1 rRNA gene is annotated in these 1,445 nt (G+C 56.9%); it reads left to right on the top strand.

Annotated features, from left to right (window positions below):
- Nucleotides 1–1,435 (top strand): 16S ribosomal RNA (locus H283_RS0123420); the annotation flags it as partial.
- Nucleotides 1,436–1,445 lie beyond the last annotated feature (10 nt).

Genomic DNA, 1,445 nt, shown 5'->3' with positions numbered 1-1,445 from the left:
GTCTGATCAGTGGCGAACGGGTGAGTAACACGTGAGTAACCTGCCCCAGACTCTGGGATAACCCCGGGAAACCGGAGCTAATACCGGATATGACACCAGGTCGCATGGCCATGGTGTGGAAAGTTTTTCGGTCTGGGATGGACTCGCGGCCTATCAGCTTGTTGGTGAGGTAGTGGCTCACCAAGGCGACGACGGGTAGCCGGCCTGAGAGGGCGACCGGCCACACTGGGACTGAGACACGGCCCAGACTCCTACGGGAGGCAGCAGTGGGGAATATTGCACAATGGGCGAAAGCCTGATGCAGCGACGCCGCGTGAGGGATGACGGCCTTCGGGTTGTAAACCTCTTTCAGCAGGGAAGAAGCGCAAGTGACGGTACCTGCAGAAGAAGCACCGGCTAACTACGTGCCAGCAGCCGCGGTAATACGTAGGGTGCGAGCGTTGTCCGGAATTATTGGGCGTAAAGAGCTTGTAGGTGGTTTGTCGCGTCTGCTGTGAAAATCCGAGGCTCAACCTCGGACTTGCAGTGGGTACGGGCAGACTAGAGTGTGGTAGGGGAGACTGGAATTCCTGGTGTAGCGGTGGAATGCGCAGATATCAGGAGGAACACCGATGGCGAAGGCAGGTCTCTGGGCCATTACTGACACTGAGAAGCGAAAGCATGGGGAGCGAACAGGATTAGATACCCTGGTAGTCCATGCCGTAAACGTTGGGAACTAGGTGTGGGTCTCATTCCACGAGATCCGTGCCGCAGCTAACGCATTAAGTTCCCCGCCTGGGGAGTACGGCCGCAAGGCTAAAACTCAAAGGAATTGACGGGGGCCCGCACAAGCGGCGGAGCATGCGGATTAATTCGATGCAACGCGAAGAACCTTACCAAGGCTTGACATACACCGGAATCACTCAGAGATGGGTGCGTCTTCGGACTGGTGTACAGGTGGTGCATGGTTGTCGTCAGCTCGTGTCGTGAGATGTTGGGTTAAGTCCCGCAACGAGCGCAACCCTCGTTCTATGTTGCCAGCACGTCATGGTGGGGACTCATAGGAGACTGCCGGGGTCAACTCGGAGGAAGGTGGGGATGACGTCAAATCATCATGCCCCTTATGTCTTGGGCTTCACGCATGCTACAATGGCCGGTACAAAGGGCTGCGATACCGCGAGGTGGAGCGAATCCCAAAAAACCGGTCTCAGTTCGGATTGGGGTCTGCAACTCGACCCCATGAAGTCGGAGTCGCTAGTAATCGCAGATCAGCAACGCTGCGGTGAATACGTTCCCGGGCCTTGTACACACCGCCCGTCAAGTCACGAAAGTCGGTAACACCCGAAGCCGGTGGCCCAACTGTTTACAGAGGGAGCCGTCGAAGGTGGGACTGGCGATTGGGACTAAGTCGTAACAAGGTAGCCGTACCGGAAGGTGCGGCTGGATCACCTCCTTTCTAAGGAGCA

This window comes from Terracoccus sp. 273MFTsu3.1 (assembly GCF_000383675.1).
GTDB lineage: Bacteria > Actinomycetota > Actinomycetes > Actinomycetales > Dermatophilaceae > Terrabacter.
The sequence above is the reverse complement of the archived record's forward strand: the minus strand, read 5'-3'. Positions and strand labels throughout refer to the sequence as shown.